The organism is Pseudomonas sp. WC2401 (assembly GCF_041200115.1).
GTDB lineage: Bacteria > Pseudomonadota > Gammaproteobacteria > Pseudomonadales > Pseudomonadaceae > Aquipseudomonas > Aquipseudomonas fragi.
In genome coordinates this window covers 2,204,658-2,223,042 of the sequence record NZ_CP165623.1, presented here as the reverse complement: position 1 = coordinate 2,223,042, position 18,385 = coordinate 2,204,658, and the positions used below count along the sequence as shown (strand labels likewise).

Below are 18,385 nucleotides of genomic sequence, written 5' to 3'. Positions count from 1 at the left end.
CCAGCGCAACATCCCTGAACAGCGGCGCACACCATGTGCACCGCCTTGTTCCAGCCCAGCCCCTTTTTTCAGGAACACGCCATGACTCTGACAGGCAACATGCTGATCGGTCAGCAAGCCATCACCGGTAACCGCGAAGCGATCCGGGCGATCAATCCCGCCACCGGCACTGCGCTCGAACCGGCCTACCTTGGCGGCGGCAGCGAACATGTCGAGCAGGCGTGCGCTTTGGCATGGGAGGCTTTTGACGGTTTTCGCGAGGCTTCATTGCAAACTCGCGCCATATTCCTTGAAACCATCGCCGATGAGATCGAAGCCATTGGCGATGAACTGATTGATCGCGCTGTCAGCGAGTCCGGCCTGCCACGTCCGCGCATTCTCGGCGAGCGCGGACGCACCTGCCAGCAACTGCGCACCTTTGCCCGCACCGTGCGCGCCGGTGAATGGCTGGATGTGCGGGTCGACAACGCCCTGCCCGAACGCCAGCCGCTGCCGCGCGCCGACCTGCGCCAACGTCATGTGCCGCTGGGGCCGGTGGCCGTGTTCGGTGCCAGCAACTTCCCGCTGGCGTTCTCGGTGGCGGGCGGCGACACCGCGTCGGCACTGGCGGCTGGCTGCCCGGTGGTGGTCAAGGCCCACAGCGCTCACCCCGGTACCAGCGAACTGGTGGGCCATGCAATTGCCCGCGCGGTGAAAAAATCGGGCCTGCATGAAGGGGTGTTTTCCCTGCTGTTTGGTTCCGGCCGCGAAGTGGGTGTAGCCCTGGTCAGCGACCCTCGCATCAAGGCGGTCGGCTTTACCGGCTCGCGCAGTGGCGGCATGGCTTTGTGCAACGTGGCGGCAGCACGCCCCGAACCCATCCCGGTGTATGCGGAGATGAGCTCGATCAACCCGGTCCTGCTCTTCCCCGCTGCCCTGCAGGCTCGCGGCGAATCACTGGCGCAGGGCTTCGTTGCTTCTTTGACCCAGGGTGCAGGGCAGTTCTGCACCAACCCGGGGCTGGTTATCGGCCACCAGGGCCCGGCGCTGGAGAGCTTTATCAGTGCAGGTGCGCGGCTGATCCAGCAAAGTCCGGCCCAGACCATGCTCACTCCGGGGATCTTTCAGGCCTATGAGGCCGGAGTGGGTGCGCTGCAAGAACTCGACAGCGCAAAACAGGCGGCAGCCGGTTTACAGGGCGAAACACCCAACCAGTGCCAGGCCCACCTGTTCGTGACCCGGGCCAGGGACTTGCTCGCCGAACCGGCATTACAGGCCGAAATATTCGGTGCTGCGGCGCTGGTGGTGCAATGCGCCGACGACCAGGAGATCCGCCAGGTACTTGAGCACCTGGAAGGCCAATTGACCATCACCCTGCAACTGGATGATGCCGACCTCGACAGTGCCAGGGCCGTACTGCCCACCCTGGAGCGCAAGGCCGGGCGTCTGCTGGTCAATGGCTGGCCAACCGGGGTTGAGGTGTGTGACGCAATGGTCCACGGCGGGCCTTTCCCGGCGACTTCAGACACCCGCACGACGTCGGTCGGCACGGCTGCGATCCTGCGCTTCCTGCGCCCGGTGTGCTATCAGGACTTCCCTGACAGCCTGTTGCCGACGGCACTCAAGCAGGCCAACCCGCTGCATCTGCGCCGCCTGGTCGATGGCCACAGAGAAGTACTGGAAAATGCCTGATCACTTCGACTCGAATACAACAGACATTGCCGTGATCGGCGCCGGGGTTATCGGCGTCGCCTGTGCCCTGCAACTGGCGCGTCAGGGCCAGCGGGTGGTGGTCATCGACATGCAGGAGCCCGGCCACGGCGCCTCGTTCGGCAACGCCGGGCATCTGGCCACCGAACAGGTATTTCCCATTGCTAACCTGTCCATTCTCAAGCGCCTGCCGGCCATGCTGATGGACCCCATGGGCCCTTTGCGCCTGGACTGGAAATACCTGCCCCGCGCCCTGCCGTGGTTCACCCGCCTGCTGCTGAACCTGCGCCCGGCGCCATTCCAGCGCAGCGTGGCAGGCATTCGTGCCCTTAACGAAAGCAGCGTGGGTGCCTGGCACCGCCTGCTCAAAGGCATTGATTGCCCGGGCCTGATGCGCGAAGACGGTTCGTTGCTGGTGTACGAGCGCCCCGAGTCCCGGCAAGCACTCCTGGCACTGCTGGCCCGCATGCGCCAACAGCAGGTACCGGTGGAGCTTTGGGAAGCGAAGGCTTTGCGCGAGACTGCGCCACAACTGAACGAACAGATTCAGGGCGGGTTGTTTTTCCCGGCCACAGGGCACTTTATCGACCCCTACCGCGTGGTCTGCGAACTGGTCGAAGCCGCCAAACAGTGCGGCGTGCAGTTTCTCAAACGACAGGTAACGGGCGGGCAACTGAGTGAGACCGGGGTTTGCCTGCAAACCCGTCAGGGCAAAATAAGCGCCCGCCGGGTCGTGATTGCCTGCGGCGCCCACTCGGCCAAGCTGACCGCAGCCCTGACCGGCAAGCATGTGCCGCTGGATACCGAACGCGGCTACCACCTGATGTTGCCCCACGAGCATGATCGGCTGCCGTTTGCCGTCACCTCACTGGAACGCAAATTCATCATGACCCCGATGAGCGATGGCTTGAGGCTGGCGGGTACGGTTGAATTTGCCGGCCTGGATGCGCCGCCGAGCATGGAGCGCGCCTGGCAGTTGCATCGCCTGAGCAAGGGGTTGCTGCGCGAGGAGTTGAGCGCTGAGGGGGCAACGCCGTGGATGGGCTTTCGGCCATCGTTGCCTGACTCGCTGCCGATCATCGATCGGGTAGCCGACGACAAGGTGCTGCTTGCCTTCGGCCATCAGCATTTGGGCTTGACCCAGGCGGCAGTGACGGCCGAAATGATTGCGCAACTGGCAACCGGAGCACCGGTACAGCCGGCTTACCGGCTAGACAGGTTTTAGATCATCTGTGGGAGCGGGCTTGCTCGCGATGGCATCGACGCGGGGCAACTGAAGTACCGCAGCGCCTGCATCGCGGGCAAGCCCGCTCCCACAAAGCTCGCTCCCACAAAAGCAGCTCCCGAAAGGCAGCTCAACGCAGGGTTATCAACCTTGCCGGCAGTGACGGTCGAAATGATTGCGCAACTGGCATCCGGAGCACCGTACAGCCGGCTTACCGGCTAGACAGGTTTCAGACCACCTGTGGGAGCGGGCTTGCTCGCGATGGCATCGACGCGGTTCAACTGAAGTACCGCAGCGCCTGCATCGCGGGCAAGCCCGCTCCCACAAAGCCCGCTCCCACAGAAGCAGCTCCCAAAGGCAGCTCAACGCAGGGCTATCAACCTTGCCGGCAGTGACGGTCGAAATGATTGCGCAACTGGCATCCGGAGCACCGTACAGCCGGCTTACCGGCTAGACAGGTTTCAGACCACCTGTGGGAGCGGGCTTGCTCGCGATGGCATCGACGCGGTTCAACTGAAGTACCGCAGCGCCTGCATCGCGGGCAAGCCCGCTCCCACAAAGGCAGCTCAACGCAGGGTTATCAACCCCTGCCGGCTGACTCGGGTGAGGTTGTGAATCACCCGCTCGGCATTTTCAGCGTCGGGAGACTGGATCACCGCCAGGTCAAAACTGTCAGCGGCAAAGCGCGCCAGCTGGTCGCCCTCTTCCACAAACTGGATCAGAAACGCCGTAGGCCGGCCTTTGCGCCGTGGCCAGCCATCCAGATAGCGCAGCAGCGTAGGCTGATGCTTACCGCCCAGAAGGATTTTTGGATTGCGCAAGGCAGGACTGGCCGAGATCGGCGCAAGACGTACAAGGGGACGTGGGTGACTCATGAATCGGTTCTCCGCCTCAAGATTCTGCGTGGCAGGTGAGAGGCAACACCGAACCAGCGCTTTAGCGGTATTTCAAGGCCTGTTACAAGCCTCTTAGACGGTCTGTGACCCTCTGGCGCCCCGCAAGTAGCTGTTTAAATCGGCGCAAGAAAACATCCTAGATAAACCTGCTTGCAGCTGTCAACACCCATCTGAAACGAAAAAGGCCCGCTCTGGGCGGGCCTTTTCACTGACATCGGATTTCAGTCAGCGATTGCACGATCGATCGACAATTTGCCCGCACCTTCGATCAATACCGCGACGGTGCCACCCAGCAGGGCCAGGGCAAACTCATAGCCGTTGTTGGCCATAAACAGGCCGTTGCTGATATGCACCGAGAAAATCGCCACCAGCAGGGTAAACGACAAACCCAATGCCGCCGGGCGCGCCAGCAGACCGACAATCAGCGCCAGGCCACCGAAGAACTCGGTACCGCCGGCCAGAGCGGCCATCAGCGTACCCGGCGCCAGGCCAATGCTTTCCATCCATTGCGCGGTCCCCGCCAGACCACCGCCACCAAACCAGCCAAACAGTTTCTGCGAGCCGTGGGCGGCGAAAATGATACCTACGAAAATACGCAAAACCGTCAAGCCATAACCTGCGCGGCTGCCCAGTACGGTATGGATCAATTTGCTCATGGTGGAATCCTTTAGGAAATCAGTGGGGGAATGCTCGCCATATTAATCAGTTTTTATAATGTTAAAAGTCGAATAAACCGGGTATAACAATCGATTTATTCGATCACTTACGTGTGACTAGTTCAGCCTTTTTGGGTTCCAGCGAATCCCGCTCCCGATCAAACGCCAAATAGTACTTGTTCACACTATTAACATAGCTGACAGCACCCATTCCCACCTGCTCCATGGCAATACGCTCCACTTGAAAGAACCACTGGTTGGGGTTCAGGCCACGTCGCCTGGCCTCGGCGCGCATCCCTTGCACCCGCTCCGGCCCCATGTTGTACGCCGCCAGCACGAAGGCCATGCGCTCGCGCTCATTGAGTTTGGGGCTGGCGAAGAACTTGCGACGGATCATCGCCAGGTACTTGGCCCCGGCCTGGACATTGTTATCGACGCTCTGAATATTATTGACCCCCACCCGCTGCGCGGCAGAAGGCGTGATTTGCAGCAGCCCGGTCGCGCCACCGGTGCCTTTGGCATTGGGGTCAAGGGTGGACTCCTTGAATGCCAGCGCCGCCAGGTTCAGCCAGTCCATACCTTGCTGCTGTGCATGTTTCTGCAACACCGGGCGCAATTTCTCCAGCTGCTGGCGGTCGGCCCGAGCCAGGGGATAATGCACCCGGTACAAGCGACGATAGACCCGTTCAAAGGCGACATCCTGATCGGCCGGGGCCTTGTAGCCATCCAGAAAACGGTCGATGCTGGCCCGCAACATCGAAGCATCGCGGCGCACATACCAGTGCATGGCTTCGGGTTCGCTGACCAGCACCTTGCGGTCAAAACGCAATTTCGGCATCAATGTGGCCCAACGCTCGGCAATCGGGCGCTCCACGATGGTCAGATGAAAAATACCCGCCTGCACCATCTCCAGCACGTCTTCGACTGCCAGGGTCGGGTCTACCCATTCGATCTTCACCGGAGGCAATTTGCGCAGGGCCAGTTTTTGATTGATCAGGTTGACCGATGCCCCCGCCGCACTGCCGGTGGTCAGCGCCACGGTACGACCCGACAGCTGCTCCATACGGGTAAAACGGCGCTCGCCCTTGACCCCCACCAACAGCAGCGGCACTTCGTCGACGATCGGGTCACTGGCACTGATGGCGCGGCTGGGTTTGAAATCGATCAATTCGCCCGGGGCAACCACATCGCCTTCACCGCGGGACAAGGCGCCAAGCAGTTGATCCTTGGCTTTGGGAATGATCTTGAGGGTTATTTCCTGGCCATCACGGGCATGGCTGTTGAGGTAGTGTTCAAACGCGCGCAGTCGATGGTACTCAACGCCAATCGCCTGCCCCTGAACCTCACCCGAGCTGTTGCGGCTTTGGTTGACCAGCACCCGCAACACCTGACTGCTGCGAATTTGCGCCAGATCGCGGACCTGACTCGGCTGCCCGACCTGTAATGGTCCGGCCAGGCGTGCCAGTGCCGGTAGCGGCAACAGCAGCAGGCACAGCGCAATCAATAGCGTCGGTCTTGTCATCCGTTCTCCGGAAAGAATACAGCCCAGCACTTTGTCGGTTTCCCGACAACCGGTTGCCCCAATTGAGGCTTTCAAGCGCTGGAAACAGCGCGCAAAACAGTCAATGCGTCCTTTGGTAAACCGGGCATTGCGTTGTTGCGGCATTCAAAGACAACCATAACTGTCTGTAGTTCTTGGTTTTTCTTGTAAATCTACAGCTCTGATATGCTTCTTGGCCTGTGGCCTGAGGTAAAACCATGCAACTCATTGATATCGGCGTCAACCTGACCAACCCAAGCTTCGACGGCAAACACCAGGCCGTGCTGGATCGCGCTTACGCAGCTGGGGTGTGCCAACTGGTACTGACCGGCACCAGCGTCGAAGGCAGCGAACAGGCCTTGCAACTGTGCCGGGAGCTGGACGAAAGCGGCCAGCGCCTGTTCTCTACGGCCGGTATTCACCCGCACTCGGCCAGTGACTGGAACGGCGACAGCGCCCGCCAATTGCTGGCCCTGCTCAAAGAGCCGGGCGTCTGTGCCGTGGGCGAGTGCGGGCTGGATTTCAACCGCGACTTCTCGCCCCGCGCCCAGCAGGAGAAAGTACTGGAAGAGCACCTGGCGCTGGCTGTTGACCTGCAATTGCCGGTGTTTTTGCATGAACGTGATGCCAACCAGCGCTTGCTGGAGATTCTGCGCGACTTCCGTGACCGCTTGCCGGCGGCTGTTGTGCATTGCTTTACCGGGGAGAAAAAGGCGCTGTTCAGCTACCTGGACCTGGACCTGCATATCGGCATTACCGGCTGGATTTGCGACGAACGCCGCGGCACTCACCTGCACCCACTGGTGCGCGATATCCCGCGTGGTCGCCTGATGCTCGAAAGCGATGCGCCGTACCTATTGCCGCGGACCCTGCGACCAAAACCGAAAAATGGTCGCAACGAACCGGCGTACCTGACCGACGTATTGCGTGAAGTGGCCGTGCACCGTGGCGAAAGCGAGCAGGACCTGGCCGAACACACCACCGCGTGTGCGCGGGCGTTTTATGGGTTGCCGGTACTGACAGACTGACGCCCCATCCCTTGTGGGAGCGGGCTTGCCCGCGATGGCACCGACGCGATTTACCAGAAAGACCGCGTCGCCTGCATCGCGGGCAAGCCCGCTCCCACACAGTGTCTCTTTTGACCCACATCAACAAGATCGTCACTGAATAGCGGCACAATGATGGCACCTTGCCAATATTGTTTGCGCCAACTCAGAGAAGACCTCCCATGGGCACCTGGCTTAGCAACATCTCGCTGAAATACAAATTCTGGGCTGTCAACGCGGTGGCGTTTGTCACCACGCTGCTGCTGGTGCTCTACGCCGTGCAGCTTGAGCAGCAATCGCGCAGCCGTGCTGCGCAGGCCAACGCCCAGGCCCAGGCGCAATTGCTCAGTGCCTGGCCCTCCGGGCAGCCCTTGCCCGAGGCCAGCCAACTGCTGCGCCTCGAACCCGGGCAAGTCCCCACGATCAGCGGCCAGCCCCTGCCCCAGTTGAGCAACGCCAACGGCTGGGTATCGATCAACCCCATGCCCTTGTTTGGTCGCGACCTGCTGCTGGGCGCAGATGTGCTGACCCGCGACGACGGGCAAACAATCGCCGTGCTGGCCCAAACACCCAGCCTGGCCCAGGTGTTTGTCGAGCGGCTGCCCAACTATGCCGCCGCCGTGCTGATACTGATGCTGGCCATGCTCTGCGCCTCGCAGTTGCTGATCCGCTTTTTGCTCAGCCAGCTCAACACCCTCAAAGACGTCATGCTGCATGTGGAGAAAACCGGCGACTTGTCCGCCCGGGTGCCGCTGGCCTGTACCGATGAAGTCGGGCAGATGGCCAGCGCCTTCAATGCCATGCAGGCCGGTTACCAGCGGGTCGTGAACACCGTGGCCCAAACGGCCGCGCAACTGGACGCCGGTGCCGCCCGCCTGGCCAGCAGCATGGACGAGGTACGCCACGGCATGCTCGGTCAGCAAAGCGAAACCGACCAGGCTGCCACCGCGATCAATGAAATGTCGGCCACGGTTTACCATATCGCGCAACACGCCGGCGCTACCCGCGACCTGTCGCAAACCGCAGACAACCTGGCTGGCAGTGGTCAGCAGGTGGTCAGCCGCGTGCAACAGTCAATCGCCAGCCTGTCCACCGGGGTGCAAACCACCGCCGAGATGATTCAGCAACTGGCCCAGGACAGCCAGAAAATCAACGGCGTAGTCAGCGTGATCCACAGCATTGCCGAGCAGACCAACCTGCTGGCCCTTAACGCCGCCATTGAAGCCGCCCGCGCAGGGGAAATGGGTCGCGGCTTTGCCGTGGTCGCCGATGAAGTGCGGCACCTGGCCAAGCGCGTGCAGACCTCCACGGATGAAATCACCGCCATGGTCTCGGCCCTGCAGGCCGGTACCCGTGATGCCGTGGACTTTATGCAGGAAAGCTCGTTCAAGGCCGACGACTGCGTGCAGCAGGCCCAGGAAGCCGGCGCGGCACTGGCCGAGATCACCCACGCGGTGGCGCAAATGCGCGAAAGCAACACCCAGATTGCCGTGGCAGCCGAGCAGCAAAGCCAGGTGGCCGAAGAGATGAACCGGGCGGTGGTGAGCATTCGTGACGTGACCGAAAACACCGTGCAACAGACCGTCGATTCGGCCACCACCAGCAATGAGCTGGCCACCCTGGCCGGCGAGTTGAACCGGGCAATCGGTCAACTAAAGCTATAAGGCCAATAGCCATTGTTGATTCGCCGCAAGGCGGCCCTGAATCTATGATTTGTTTATCCGGTTCAGCCCAGGCTGAACCCTCGAACAAGGAGAGCAATCATGGGCAAACGTCATCCAAACTTACCCGCCTGGCAATGGCGCTCCAACCCGCAGAGCCAGCAAAACACTGGGCATCAGGCAATCAACCTGATTGCCGTGCCGATGATGGTGGTGGCATTTCTGCTGCTGGTGTCGGGCGTCTTCAGTGAAAACGCTACCAGCGCGGTAATCGGTCTGGTTGCCCTGTTTGCGGCCCTGATCCTGCAACGCCAGGGCCACAAACACAGCAGCAAGACCGACAACAGCCAGACCTTCTGATCAGCCGAACACGGCTACGGTCTGGCGGCTGAGCGCAATCAACTCGCCGCCAGGGCCCCACAGGTTGGCGGCCACATGGCCGTAGCCATCCCGCGCATGCTCGATGACTGCCAGGTACTTGCACCACTCAAGGGTGCTGACCGTTGGCAGGGGCTGCACAAACTCGATGGTCCAGGTCAGCGTGCTGCCTGCTGTGGGTTTGTTCAGCAACGGCAGCAATGCAGGTGGCCAGGTATCGACCAGCGCCAGCAAATGGGTCTCGGTCAGGGGCTCGTCCTGCACGTCACCGGCAAAACGCACCCAGCCGCCCATTTCCCGCGTACCTCGCCCAGTAAACGGCAGCGCCCCCACAGCCCAGGCCATGGACATGTGCCGCATGAATTCAGGGGTGACGCCCTTGATATAGGGTAACAGCGGGCACTCCTCGACGGCCTTCATCTCAGGGGCCGGCAGGCCTTCCACGTTCGCCGCCGACTGCCGGGATGCACCAAAACTGCCTTGCACCAGTGTCACCACCTGACCGTCCTGCAGGGCACGGCCCAGCACCTGGCTAACTGCCTTGCCCTCGCGCAACACCTCGACCTCAAAACGGATGGGCACATCCGCTGCCACCGGCCCGACAAAACTCACCGCCAGCGAACGCAACGCCCGCTCGGGGGCGATGCGGGCGCGCATGGCTTCGTACTGCAGGGCCACCACCAGGCCACCAAAGCTGGCACGGCCCTGGCCCCAATCGGCCGGGATGGTCACGTCCAGCGGGGTTTGGCGCACTGCCGCCACCAACTCGCGAAACTGCATAAGCACCTCGAAACAGATAAACAGGCCGGGATACTACCCATCCATGGGCCGCCGCACAGTGCCGTATCGGCCAAAGATCAGGAGTGAAAGCACGCCGCACTCAGTTTGATCAGTGCCTTGTCAGCCCGTTTTTCGCCGTGTTCCAGGGTGGCCTGCCACTGCGCGACACACGGCTGCAGATCGGCCTGTTGCCCAGCCTGCAGCAACCACTGCCAGGCATCGTGCCATTCGCCCAGGGCCTGTTGCGCAGCCTTGAGGCGTGCCAGCACCAGCGGCGGCAACTGGTTCAGCTCGGGATAAGCCTCGGCCGCATAGCGCACGCGCTTGATCAACAAACGCACGCGATGGCGGTCATGGCCCGGGTCATTAAGGGCTTTTTCCAGGGTTTGCCACTGTTTATCCAGCACCTTTTCGATCCGTTGACGCAAACCGCGCAGCAGCCCTTCACGCTCGGCCGCGCGCAAAAAACGTGGAAACACATCGAGGATCATCAGCAACTGGGCCAGTTGTTCGCTGTCCGCCACCCGGGCATAACTGCCGGCCAACTGCTGCAAGCGCCGTTGGGCCAGCCCGGTGTAGCCCGCCTTGTGCAGATGGGCAGCCAGTACCTCAAGATCGCGCAACGGCGTGGTCAGAACGCCCACCTGGGACGCTGACATTTCCAGTTGCACCACCCCCGGCAGCCCGCGCAAGGGCCGCAGCAGGCTGCGCAAGCGGCGCACCGTGGTGCGCAGGTCGTGCAGGGCCTCGGGGTCCGTATCGGCTTCCAGGCGCGCCTGGCAAGCCCACAGCTTGACCTCCAGACGCGCAATATTGGCCACTATCCGGTCAACCAGCTCAGACATCCTCACCCTCCCCTCTCACCACGACGGCTCAACGCCCGGCGCGGGATTCACGAATATAGAAACGCGCCTTTTCGGCTTTTTTGGTGCAGCCCTCAAAGGCTTCGAATTGCTGCTGGGTCTTGGCTGCGGTCAGCAGGGACAGGGCCTTGGAGTAGCTGACCGTACCGGCGAAACCTTCTGCCTTGGCCAGGTCCAGCTCGTGCCAAGCCGCGTCGAGGTTGGTGGCACAGGTGTCACGGTAGGCTTTGGTCCCCGCACAACCGGCCAATGCCAGGGCAATCAACGGCACACAAATCCATGCTTTCATGGTGTTTCCTCAAGAATTGAATGTTCAGTGCAGTCTCAGACGAACAACCCGCATAAAAGTGCCACAACATCCCCATCTAAAAAACCTCACTTGCCAGCCCTAGCCTAGCTCGTGGATCCGGGTTCATCCTCAAAGCTGTCACTACACTTAACAAAAAGGCATTGTGAGTGTCTGTCAGGGGGAAGGGCCGCTCATGAAAAAAACAATTGCATTGGTATTGGGCTCCGGTGGCGCCCGGGGCTATGCCCATATTGGCGTCATTGAAGAACTCGAAAGCCGGGGTTATGAAATTGGCTGTATCGCCGGCTGCTCAATGGGCGCGGTGGTCGGCGGCATTTACGCCGCCGGCAAGCTTGACCAGTATCGCGACTGGATTCAAAGCCTGGACTACCTCGATGTGTTGCGGCTTGTGGATGTCAGCTTTCGCCTGGGGGCAATTCGCGGTGAAAAGGTCTTCGGCCAGATCCGCAATATCGTCGGCGAGATCAATATCGAAGATCTGCGCATCCCCTACACCGCCGTGGCCACCGACCTTACCCACCAGCAGGAAATCTGGTTCCAGGAAGGCTGCCTGCACCAGGCCATGCGCGCCTCGGCAGCGATTCCCAGCCTGTTTACCCCAGTGATGCAGGGCAATCGCATGCTGGTGGACGGCAGCCTGCTCAACCCGCTGCCGATCGTGCCGGTGGTGTCCAGCCACTGCGACCTGATCGTCGCCGTCAACCTCAGCTCGACCCTTCAGAGCCACTACCAGTTGCCGGTTATCCAGCGGCCTGCGGCTTTTAAAGGGCGTTTTGACAACCTGATGAGTTCGCTGGGCTCACGCATTCCGTTTCGCAACAAACACGCCGAGCAACTGCTCAATCTGGAGCAGGAAATGCTTAGCCCCCTGGAGGAACCACAGAGAAACCCCTGGCTGGACTCCACCCAACCTGCGCGGCCCGGGGCGCAAGAAGGCTCGCCCAAGTCAGCCACCGGCTCGGTGATTATCGACAACGTGGGCCCGGCTTCACTGCTGGACTTGATCAACCAGAGTTTCGAGGTGATGCAAACCTCGTTGGCGCAATACAAGATTGCCGGTTACCCGCCCGATATCCTGATCAACGTGCCCAAGCGGGTGTGCCGGTTTTTCGAGTTTTACAAAGCAGCCGAGCTGATCGAGCTGGGGCGGATCATTACCCGGGATACCCTGGACCGCTACGAAAAGGACGCGGCGTCCAACAACCGGTAACCCACCCCGGCCTCGGTCACGATAAACCGCGGCCGGGTCGGGTCATCCGCCAGTTTCTGGCGCAGATGGCCAACCACGATGCGCAGGTAATGGCTGTTCTCGATATGGGTCGGGCCCCAGATATCCTTGAGCAGTTGCTGCTGGGTGATGACCCGCCCGGGATGGCGCGCCAGTTGCGCCAACACGGCGTACTCCTTGCGGGTCAGTGCGACCTCGATGCCATCGAGCAGCACACGGCGAAACGCCAGATCCACGGTCAACGGCCCAAGTACAAGAGCCGACTCCCGGGTTTCACCGGCCGGGGCCTGGCGCAGCAAGGCCCTGATTCGCGCCAAAAACTCCTGGATACCAAAGGGCTTGGTCACATAATCGTTGGCCCCACCGTCCAGCGCCTGGACTTTTTGCGCTTCGCTGGCGCGTACCGAGAGCACCAGTACCGGTGCCCCGGACCACTCGCGAAACTCGCGCAGCACGTGTTGGCCGTCCATGTCCGGTAACCCCAGGTCCAGCACCAGTAAATCGGGCTGCCTGAGCGCCGCCTGGCTCAGGCCGTCGGCACCGGTGGCGGCCTCCAGCACGGTATAGCCCTGGGACACCAGGCTGATACGCAGGAATTTGCGGATCTGCGGTTCGTCGTCAATAACCAAAATGGTCGCGCTCTGGCTCATGGCTGCGTGTCGCAATAAGGGGGTGGCCAAAGAATATCAGTGTTCATGCTCCGGCCCCTCATTGTCCATGCCCGGCTGGGCGCTCAACGGCAGATACAGGGTGATGCAAGTGCCCTGCCCGCCGATGCCCTCGCCCACCGTGATGCGGCCGCCGTGGGCGCCGACCATGCCCATGCAGATCGCCAGCCCCAGGCCCGTGCCCTGGCCGCCGCGATCACCCCGGGCGGCGGTGTAGAACATGTCGAAAATCTTCGCCCGATCCTCCTCGGGAATCCCCGGCCCCTGGTCACTGACGGCAAACCACAACTCGCTGTCATCGGCCCCGGCCGTCAACTGCAAGTGGCCGTGGGCCGGGGAAAAGCGCGCGGCGTTTTCCAGCACATTGACCAGCGCCTGCTCGATCAACGCACCATGCACATGCAGCAGCGGCAATTGCGCCGGTACATCCACCTGCACCTGCAAGGGCGCCAGCACCGCACGCAGGCGGTTGAGGGCACTGCCGGCAATATCGGCGGGTGACACCCAGTCACGGGCCAGTTTCAGTGCGCCGTGGCCCAGGCGGGTCATGTCGAGCAGGTTCTGGATATAGCGGTCCAGGCGCTCGGCCTCATCGCGGGTGCCTTCGAGCAACTCGCGGCGATCGCTCAGCGGGATGGCCTCACCCAGCGCCAGCAAGGTGTCGATGCTGCCGCGCATGCTGGTCAGCGGCGTGCGCAAGTCATGGGATACCGAGGCCAGCAGCGCGCTGCGCAGTTGCTCGGTTTCACCGTGCAGGCGCGCCGCTTCCAGGTCCTGGGCCAGACGCGCACGGGCCAGGGCCTGGGCCAGGGGTTGGCTCAGGGCCATCAGCAAGCGCCGACGCTGACCGCTCAACGGCTGCCCGGCTTTGGGGCATACGCCGAGCAAGGCCAGCGGCCCTTCTTCGGCGCTGATCGGCCACCACCACCAGCGCCCCATCGGCAAGGTACCCGTGCCCTTGCCGGCGGGCTGATCATGGCTCCAGGCCCAGTCCGCAGCGGCGCGCTCGGCTTCGGATAACTGCAACGGCCCGCCAGCCTCCACGTTCCATGCGCCATTGCCATCGCGGTTGAGCAGGCACACATCCAGCTCTTTCCAGCCGCTCAAATGCTGCCCGGCAGCACTGACCACGGCCTTGCGGTCGGTGGCGGCGGTGAGCTTGCGCGACAGGTCGAGCAGTTCGGTGGTCTCTTGCTGGGTGTCGCGCAACACCTGCAATTGTCGACGCTGGCGAGCCGCCAGTTTGCCGGTGAGCGCTGCCATCAGCAGAAAGAACAGCAGGGTCAGCACATCTTCTTCGCGCTGGATGCTGAACGAGAAATTAGGCGGGATAAACAGAAAGTCATAGGCCAGAAACGACAGCGCCGCACAGGCCAGCGCCGGCCCCAGGCTGCTGCGCACCGCCACCAGCAAGACGGCGGCGAGAAACACCAGGGAGATATTAGGCAGCGCCAGCACGCTGGACACTCCCCAGGCCAGGGCACTGGCCAGTACCGTGGCAATCAGCGCCAGGCCGTAGTCGAACCACACCAGCGAGTGCGGGTTGCGGCTGACAGTGGGGGGCGGCGATTGCTCATTGTCGAGCACGTTGATTTCCAGGCCGTGGGCATCGCGCAGCAAGCGCGTCGCCAGCCCGCCACCAAACAGGCGACGGCGCCAGGTCAGCCGCGATTGCCCCACCAGCAGCAGGCTGGCACGGCGTTCGCCGGCATGCTGGATCAGGGTTTTCGCCACTTCCCCGGCGCGCAGTACGACCACCTCCCCGCCCAGGCGCTCGGCCAGTTGCTGGGCGCTTTGCAGGCGCAGGCGCGATTGCTCGTCGCGTACCGTGCCGTTGTCCACATGCACCAGGCTCCACGGCAGATGCCTGCGCTCGGCCACCCGGCTGGCGTGGCGTACCAGGCGCTCGGCATGCAAGTCACCGTCCACCCCTACCAGCAAACGCCCGCGCAGTGCCGGAGCAGCCTGGCCTTGCTGGCGGTAGCCTTTGTCCAGTTCATCGTCGACATACACCGCAGCCGTCTGCATCGCCAGTTCGCGCAGGGCATTGAGGTTGGTCTGGCTGAAAAACGCATCGATGGCCGCCCGCGCCTGCTCCGGCACATAGACCTTGCCCTCGCGCAGACGCTCCAGCAGTTCCCGCGGCGGCAGGTCGATCAACAGCAGTTCGTAGGCCTCCTGCACCACCCAGTCGGGCACGGTTTCGCGCACCTGCACCCCGGTGATCCCGCGTACCTGATCGTTGAGGCTTTCCAGATGCTGGACGTTGACCGTGGTGTAGACATCGACACCGGCGGCCAGCAGTTCCTGCACATCCTGCCAGCGCTTGGCATGCCGGCTGCCGGGGGCGTTGCTGTGGGCCAGTTCATCGACCAGCACCAGCTTGGGCCTGGCTGCAAGCAAGCCGTCCAGGTCCATCTCTTCGAGCTGCACGCCACGGTATTCCGAGCGAAGCATGGGTTGCTGGGACAGGCCGTTGAGCAAGGCTTCAGTTTCGGCCCTGCCGTGGGTTTCGACCACCCCCGCCAATACTTCGACACCTTGGCGCAGTTGAGTGTGGGCGGCCTGCAGCATCGCGTAGGTTTTGCCCACGCCGGGTGCCGCACCGAGAAACACCTTGAGCCGGCCACGGCCTGCGCGGGGTAGATCGGCTAGCAGCGCATCGGCGCGGGCGGAATGATTCATGTGATGTTCCTGTGTCAGTACGACCTGTGGGAGCGGGCTTGCTCGCGATGCAAGCGATGCGGTCCGCCAGATACACCGCAGTGCTGCCATCGCGAGCAAGCCCGCTCCCACTCATGGAGGTGTCAGTTATTGAGCTGCGCCAATGCCCGGTTCAACAGCAACACGTTAACCACCGGCGGCCCCACCAGCGGCTGCTCGATATGCTCCGCCACCAGTTGTTCAACAGCCTGTACCGGCAGGCTGCGAGCGGCAGCTACCCGTACCAGTTGATAGCGTATTGCCTCTGGTGGCAAGTGCGGGTCGAGCCCGCTGCCCGAGGTGGTCAGCAGCGCCAGGGGTACCGGCCCCTGGCCCGGCACGGCAAGCTGGGCGGCACTGTCCTTGACCCGTGTGGCCAGTGCCGGGTTGCTCGGTGCCAGGTTGCTGGCCGAACTGGCCACGGTGGCAAACGCCCCCGCCGAAGGCCGCGGGTGGAACCAGCCGTCGCCAGTGAACTCCTGCGCAATCAGCGCCGACCCCAGCACCTTGCCGGCACTGTCACGCACTAGGCTGCCATTGGCCTGTTCCGGGAACGCCAGTTGGGCAATGCCGGTCACGGTCAGCGGGTAGATCACGCCGGTAACGGCGGTCATCAACAGCATCAGGCTCAGGGCCGGACGTAAAAAAGTAGTCATGGTGTAACCCTCCAATGCTTAAACCAGATGCAATGCCGTCAGCAGCATGTCGATCAGCTTGATGCCCACAAACGGCACCACCAGCCCGCCCACGCCATAGATCAGCAGGTTGCGCCGCAGCAGGTGCGCGGCGCTGGCCGCCTGCACCCGTACGCCACGCAGCGCCAGCGGGATCAGCACCACGATGATCAGCGCGTTGAACACGATGGCCGACAAAATGGCGCTTTGCGGGCTGCTCAGGCCCATGACGTTGAGCACGCCCAACTGTGGGTAGATCGAGGCAAACAGCGCCGGCAGGATCGCGAAGTACTTGGCCACGTCATTGGCAATCGAGAACGTGGTCAATGCACCACGCGTCACCAGCAACTCCTTGCCGATCTGCACCACGTCCAGCAATTTGGTAGGGTCGCTGTCCAGATCGACCATGTTCGCGGCTTCCCGTGCAGCCTGGGTGCCGTCGTTCATGGCCATGCCCACATCGGCCTGGGCCAGGGCCGGGGCGTCGTTGGCGCCGTCACCGCACATGGCTACCAGACGGCCGTCATTCTGCTCATGGCGGATGCGCGCCAATTTTTTCTCCGGCGTGGCCTCGGCCAGCACGTCGTCCACCCCGGCTTCAGCGGCAATCGCGGCGGCGGTCAACGGGTTATCACCCGTCACCATCACGGTGCGGATGCCGAGCTTGCGCAGCTCGGCAAAACGCTCGCGAATACCGGGCTTGACCACGTCCTTGAGATGGATCGCCCCCAGCAACTTGCCCTGGGCACACACCAGCAACGGCGTGCCGCCACTCTGGGCGATCTTGTCGATTTCCCGGGACAGGGCCGGCAACAGCTCGCCGCGTTTGAGGCCGACAAACGCCAGTACTGAATCCACCGCCCCCTTGCGGTACACCTGACCGTTGCAGTCGATCCCCGACAGGCGGGTTTCAGCGGTAAACGGCACTGCAGTGAAATCGGACGCAGACAGTTCGGGCAGGCTGTACTGGCCCCGAATAAACTCGACGATGGACTTGCCCTCCGCCGTCTCGTCCGCCAGCGAGGCGCGCAATGCGCCCTCGGCCAGCTCTTTGGCGGTCACGCCGGGAGCGGCATACAACGCCGTGCAACGACGGTTGCCGAAAGTGATGGTGCCGGTCTTGTCGAGCATCAGCACGTGCACATCCCCCGCCGCTTCCACTGCACGGCCGGATTTGGCGATGACGTTGAGGCGCACCAGACGGTCCATGCCGGCAATGCCGATGGCCGACAGCAAGCCGCCGATGGTGGTGGGGATTAACGTCACCAGCAGCGCCACCAGAAACACCAGCGGCAGGCTGCCACCGGCAAAGTATGCGAACGGCTGCAAGGTCACGACCACAATCAGAAAGATCAGGGTCAGGCCGATCAGCAGGATATCCAGGGCGATTTCGTTGGGGGTTTTCTGCCGCTTGGCGCCTTCGACCAGGGCGATCATACGGTCCAGGGTGGACTCGCCGGGGTTGGCGCTGATCTGCACCAGCAACCAGTCACTGACCAGCCGCGTGTTGCCGGTGACCGCCGAGCGATCACCGCCCGACTCACGGATCACCGGGGCCGATTCACCGGTAATCGCCGCTTCGTTGACTGCGGCAATCCCTTCAATCACCTCGCCGTCGCCGGGGATCATCTCCCCCGCTTCGACGCGCACCACATCACCCTTGCGCAGGCGGGTCGCAGGGACGATCTCAAAGCCCCCGGTGGCAGTGCGCCGACGGGCACTCAAGCCCACGCTGCCGGCCTTGAGGCTATCGGCGCGGGCCTTGCCGCGGCCTTCGGCCAGGGCTTCGGCAAAGTTGGCGAACAGCACGGTAAACCACAACCACAGGGCGATTTGCACCGCCACCCCGGTGGACACCGCAGGCTCGGGCATAAAGCACAGCACGGTGGTGAAAATCGCGGTCAGTTCGACCACCAGCATTACCGGCGAACGCTTGAGCTGGCGCGGGTCCAGCTTGACGAACGCTTGCAGCAGCGCCGGGCGCCAGATGGCAGTGAACGAGGTGTTCGCGGCTTTGGCTTGCGGGGTGGGCGTCAATTTTGAAACAGGAGCAGGCATGTTCATCATC

General features: G+C 62.5%; 16 protein-coding genes. 6 read left to right on the top strand and 10 right to left on the bottom strand.

The genetic code is table 11. The features are described 5' to 3' along the window. The first annotated feature begins 81 nt into the window (after positions 1-81). On the top strand, positions 82-1,671 hold the full coding sequence (locus AB3G35_RS10195; protein WP_369782610.1) for an aldehyde dehydrogenase (NADP(+)): 1,590 nt from the start codon (positions 82-84) through the stop codon (positions 1,669-1,671). After that, positions 1,664-2,914, top strand: coding sequence for an FAD-dependent oxidoreductase (locus tag AB3G35_RS10190; protein WP_369782608.1), 1,251 nt, complete (start codon positions 1,664-1,666; stop codon positions 2,912-2,914). The genes AB3G35_RS10195 and AB3G35_RS10190 overlap by 8 nt, the downstream gene beginning before the upstream one ends. A 566-nt stretch (positions 2,915-3,480) precedes the next feature. On the opposite strand, the gene AB3G35_RS10185 is transcribed toward AB3G35_RS10190, so the two are convergent. The 3 genes from AB3G35_RS10185 to AB3G35_RS10175 all read right to left on the bottom strand — a co-directional run bounded on the left by AB3G35_RS10185 (position 3,481) and on the right by AB3G35_RS10175 (position 5,988). Further along, complete coding sequence (locus AB3G35_RS10185; RefSeq protein ID WP_083369837.1) at positions 3,481-3,789, bottom strand: hypothetical protein; 309 nt, start codon at positions 3,787-3,789, stop codon at positions 3,481-3,483. Positions 3,790-4,031: 242 nt separating this feature from the next. Further along, on the bottom strand, positions 4,032-4,466 hold the full coding sequence (locus tag AB3G35_RS10180; protein WP_134051039.1) for a DoxX family protein: 435 nt from the start codon (positions 4,464-4,466) through the stop codon (positions 4,032-4,034). Positions 4,467-4,569: 103 nt separating this feature from the next. Then, on the bottom strand, positions 4,570-5,988 hold the full coding sequence (locus tag AB3G35_RS10175) for a transglycosylase SLT domain-containing protein (protein WP_086796143.1): 1,419 nt from the start codon (positions 5,986-5,988) through the stop codon (positions 4,570-4,572). A gap of 236 nt (positions 5,989-6,224) precedes the next feature. Here AB3G35_RS10175 and AB3G35_RS10170 point away from each other — a divergent pair, with 236 nt between their 5' ends. From AB3G35_RS10170 to AB3G35_RS10160, 3 genes are all read left to right on the top strand, one after another. Continuing rightward, a complete protein-coding gene (locus AB3G35_RS10170; protein WP_016780110.1) occupies positions 6,225-7,034 on the top strand; it encodes a TatD family hydrolase in 810 nt (269 codons plus the stop codon). Positions 7,035-7,234: 200 nt separating this feature from the next. Beyond that, positions 7,235-8,716 (top strand): methyl-accepting chemotaxis protein, encoded by a 1,482-nt coding sequence (locus tag AB3G35_RS10165; protein WP_095040149.1) that lies wholly within the window; start codon positions 7,235-7,237, stop codon positions 8,714-8,716. 99 nt (positions 8,717-8,815) lie between these two features. Beyond that, the gene (locus AB3G35_RS10160) at positions 8,816-9,073 is read left to right on the top strand and encodes a hypothetical protein (protein WP_016780108.1); all 258 of its coding nucleotides are present in this window, start codon (positions 8,816-8,818) and stop codon (positions 9,071-9,073) included. Here AB3G35_RS10160 and AB3G35_RS10155 read toward each other — a convergent pair whose 3' ends face one another. From AB3G35_RS10155 to AB3G35_RS10145, 3 genes are all read right to left on the bottom strand, one after another. Further along, positions 9,074-9,871, bottom strand: a complete 798-nt coding sequence (locus AB3G35_RS10155) for an acyl-CoA thioesterase II (protein WP_086796140.1) — start codon at positions 9,869-9,871, stop codon at positions 9,074-9,076. Between the two features lie 77 nt (positions 9,872-9,948). Further along, entirely contained in the window at positions 9,949-10,716 is a 768-nt protein-coding gene (locus tag AB3G35_RS10150) for a CHAD domain-containing protein (RefSeq protein WP_088379354.1), read from the bottom strand. A gap of 28 nt (positions 10,717-10,744) precedes the next feature. Beyond that, on the bottom strand, positions 10,745-11,023 hold the full coding sequence (locus tag AB3G35_RS10145; protein WP_016780105.1) for a hypothetical protein: 279 nt from the start codon (positions 11,021-11,023) through the stop codon (positions 10,745-10,747). Positions 11,024-11,216: 193 nt separating this feature from the next. Here AB3G35_RS10145 and AB3G35_RS10140 point away from each other — a divergent pair, with 193 nt between their 5' ends. Continuing rightward, the gene (locus tag AB3G35_RS10140) at positions 11,217-12,254 is read left to right on the top strand and encodes a patatin-like phospholipase family protein (protein ID WP_106117362.1); all 1,038 of its coding nucleotides are present in this window, start codon (positions 11,217-11,219) and stop codon (positions 12,252-12,254) included. On the opposite strand, the gene AB3G35_RS10135 is transcribed toward AB3G35_RS10140, so the two are convergent. The 4 genes from AB3G35_RS10135 to kdpB form a co-directional block, all read right to left on the bottom strand. After that, a complete protein-coding gene (locus AB3G35_RS10135; RefSeq protein WP_369782607.1) occupies positions 12,221-12,922 on the bottom strand; it encodes a response regulator in 702 nt (233 codons plus the stop codon). The two genes, AB3G35_RS10140 and AB3G35_RS10135, sit on opposite strands and share 34 nt — an antisense overlap. 36 nt (positions 12,923-12,958) lie before the next feature. After that, positions 12,959-15,625, bottom strand: a complete 2,667-nt coding sequence (locus AB3G35_RS10130) for a sensor histidine kinase KdpD (protein ID WP_134051045.1) — start codon at positions 15,623-15,625, stop codon at positions 12,959-12,961. A 122-nt stretch (positions 15,626-15,747) separates the two neighbouring features. Further along, entirely contained in the window at positions 15,748-16,299 is a 552-nt protein-coding gene (gene kdpC / locus AB3G35_RS10125) for a potassium-transporting ATPase subunit KdpC (protein ID WP_203304159.1), read from the bottom strand. Between the two features lie 18 nt (positions 16,300-16,317). Beyond that, a complete protein-coding gene (gene kdpB / locus AB3G35_RS10120) occupies positions 16,318-18,381 on the bottom strand; it encodes a potassium-transporting ATPase subunit KdpB (protein WP_369782606.1) in 2,064 nt (687 codons plus the stop codon). Between the last annotated feature and the right edge of the window lie 4 nt (positions 18,382-18,385).

What these genes read in the sequence shown, in the direction of transcription:
- AB3G35_RS10135 (WP_369782607.1), bottom strand. Translation starts at nt 12,922, where the DNA reads ATGAGCCAGAGCGCGACCATTTTGGTTATTGACGACGAACCGCAGATC.
- AB3G35_RS10175 (WP_086796143.1), bottom strand. Translation starts at nt 5,988, where the DNA reads ATGACAAGACCGACGCTATTGATTGCGCTGTGCCTGCTGCTGTTGCCG.
- kdpB (WP_369782606.1), bottom strand. Translation starts at nt 18,381, where the DNA reads ATGAACATGCCTGCTCCTGTTTCAAAATTGACGCCCACCCCGCAAGCC.
- AB3G35_RS10165 (WP_095040149.1), top strand. Translation starts at nt 7,235, where the DNA reads ATGGGCACCTGGCTTAGCAACATCTCGCTGAAATACAAATTCTGGGCT.
- AB3G35_RS10130 (WP_134051045.1), bottom strand. Translation starts at nt 15,625, where the DNA reads ATGAATCATTCCGCCCGCGCCGATGCGCTGCTAGCCGATCTACCCCGC.
- AB3G35_RS10155 (WP_086796140.1), bottom strand. Translation starts at nt 9,871, where the DNA reads ATGCAGTTTCGCGAGTTGGTGGCGGCAGTGCGCCAAACCCCGCTGGAC.
- AB3G35_RS10170 (WP_016780110.1), top strand. Translation starts at nt 6,225, where the DNA reads ATGCAACTCATTGATATCGGCGTCAACCTGACCAACCCAAGCTTCGAC.
- AB3G35_RS10145 (WP_016780105.1), bottom strand. Translation starts at nt 11,023, where the DNA reads ATGAAAGCATGGATTTGTGTGCCGTTGATTGCCCTGGCATTGGCCGGT.
- AB3G35_RS10195 (WP_369782610.1), top strand. Translation starts at nt 82, where the DNA reads ATGACTCTGACAGGCAACATGCTGATCGGTCAGCAAGCCATCACCGGT.
- kdpC (WP_203304159.1), bottom strand. Translation starts at nt 16,299, where the DNA reads ATGACTACTTTTTTACGTCCGGCCCTGAGCCTGATGCTGTTGATGACC.
- AB3G35_RS10140 (WP_106117362.1), top strand. Translation starts at nt 11,217, where the DNA reads ATGAAAAAAACAATTGCATTGGTATTGGGCTCCGGTGGCGCCCGGGGC.
- AB3G35_RS10180 (WP_134051039.1), bottom strand. Translation starts at nt 4,466, where the DNA reads ATGAGCAAATTGATCCATACCGTACTGGGCAGCCGCGCAGGTTATGGC.
- AB3G35_RS10190 (WP_369782608.1), top strand. Translation starts at nt 1,664, where the DNA reads ATGCCTGATCACTTCGACTCGAATACAACAGACATTGCCGTGATCGGC.
- AB3G35_RS10160 (WP_016780108.1), top strand. Translation starts at nt 8,816, where the DNA reads ATGGGCAAACGTCATCCAAACTTACCCGCCTGGCAATGGCGCTCCAAC.
- AB3G35_RS10150 (WP_088379354.1), bottom strand. Translation starts at nt 10,716, where the DNA reads ATGTCTGAGCTGGTTGACCGGATAGTGGCCAATATTGCGCGTCTGGAG.
- AB3G35_RS10185 (WP_083369837.1), bottom strand. Translation starts at nt 3,789, where the DNA reads ATGAGTCACCCACGTCCCCTTGTACGTCTTGCGCCGATCTCGGCCAGT.